This is a genomic window from Stieleria sp. (genome assembly GCF_041595215.1).
GTDB classification, from domain to species: domain Bacteria; phylum Planctomycetota; class Planctomycetia; order Pirellulales; family Pirellulaceae; genus Stieleria; species Stieleria magnilauensis.
Map to the genome: position 1 here is coordinate 1 of NZ_JBFHKV010001387.1, position 1846 is coordinate 1846.

At 57.5% G+C, this 1846-nt stretch carries 1 protein-coding gene and 1 pseudogene; one reads left to right on the top strand and one right to left on the bottom strand.

The annotated features are described in order from the left end of the window. Positions 1-341: pseudogene (locus tag ABX749_RS31495) on the bottom strand (hypothetical protein); the annotation flags it as partial. Between the two features lie 163 nt (positions 342-504). Here ABX749_RS31495 and ABX749_RS31500 point away from each other — a divergent pair. After that, positions 505-1846 (top strand): sulfatase (locus ABX749_RS31500; protein ID WP_372899522.1); only part of this gene is annotated, 1342 nt, incomplete at its 3' end.

Sequence of the window (1846 nt, forward strand, 5' to 3'; positions counted from 1 at the left end):
AGCCATTCATTTTTGACGTCCTGGAAGGTTGCGAAGTCCGTCAGGCCGGCGCCGCGTTTGTCCATCACATGAACGTTCCGCACGTCTTTCCGCTCGGTCCAATTGCCATTCTCGTCGATCAGGTGCGGGTACTTTCCCTGACCTTTGACCAGGTGAGAGAGCGTTCCGTTGGTGTCTGGCGGATCGATTCGACCGAAGCCCAGCATGTTGGACTGTCCCAGCAGGATGAAGACTTTGACGGGCTTGTCAGCGGCCGCCGGCTTTCCGTCGGGGTCGGGTAGTTGCACCGATTGCTGCGCCACCGCGACCTGCATCGCAACCGGCGCCGACAAAAGCATCAACAGAACAACGCATTTCCTGAATCTCGATTTTTGCAACATCGGAGCTTTCGTCATCTCTATGGTCAGTGGCAGCGTCGATCACGCTGTATCATAACAGGGCCTCTGGCGATCGTTTGTTCGTCCGTCGGACGGCTTCCCCGAAAGTGAAACACAAGATCGATTCATGAAAAACACCTGCCTTGCCATCGCGGCTGTGCTGGGGATGACGGTGCTGGGGATGGCAATGACTTCCCCCGCCCTCGCCGAGCCTGAGCAACCGAACGTCTTATTCTTGATCGCCGATGACCTGAATACATCGCTGAGTGGTTTTGGGCACCCGCAGTGCAAAACGCCGAACCTGGATCGTTTGGCGGATCGCGGTGTGAAGTTTGAGAACATGCACTGCCAGTATCCGGTCTGTGGTGCGTCGCGAGCTTCGATCATGTCGGGACTGTATCCGTATTCGAATCTGACACTCGGCAATGCAGGCACCTTGCGCGGCAGCATGCCGAACGTGGTCACGCTGTCGCAAACCTTTCGCAAGCGAGGCTACTATGCCGGACGCGTCAGCAAGATCTATCACATGGGGATCCCCAATGAGATCATTGCCGGCACTGCCGAACGCGATGATCCGTTTTCTTGGGACGAGGCGATCAATATCAAAGCGCCCGAACAGCATGCGCCGGGTGAATCGACGAACTGGTCGCCCAAAGACAAGGGCTCGCAGAGTTTCACCGGGGTGGTGGCATCGACAGGGGATCACGACCACGCCGACGGCATGGCGGCCGACCGAGCCATCGAGATTCTCGATCGCGTCAAAGAGAAACCGTTTTTCCTGGCCGTGGGTTTTGTCCGCCCGCACGTGCCACTGGTCGCCCCCGAGCAATACTTTGATCGCTACGACCGGTCAGCCATGGAAGCGCCGCGGGTTCCGGAGAAGGATCTTGATGATGTGCCGGGAATCATCCGCGGCTACAAAGCCAACAGCACCACGTATGGTGTCACACCGGAACTGCACAAGGGATTGTTGCAGGCCTACTACGCCAGTGTGTCCTACATGGATGCCCAAGTCGGACGCGTGTTAGATGCGCTTGAAAAACATGGCTTGCGGGACAACACCATCGTGGTGTTCACCAGCGACCACGGTTACCTGCTGGGGCATCATCACAAATTCCAAAAACAGCACCTGTTCGAAGAAGCGACGCGGGTTCCGTTCATCATCAGTGTGCCATGGCTGAAGGACCAACACGGTCGTGGAACGTCAAAGATCACGGAGCTGGTGGACCTGTATCCCACGCTGGCCGAGTTGGCCGGTGTTTCCGCCCCCGAAACGCTGCAGGGCACCAGTTTGAAACCGCTGCTCTTGGATGTGGAGTCATCCGCATGGACGAAGGATCACGCATTCACGATCAGCCGCAGCGGCGGGGAGTCGCTGCGCACCGACGACTGGCGTTTCACCCAGTGGGGTTTTGGCGACGATGGGATGGAGCTTTACGATTTAAGAAACGATCCCGGCGAATTCACCA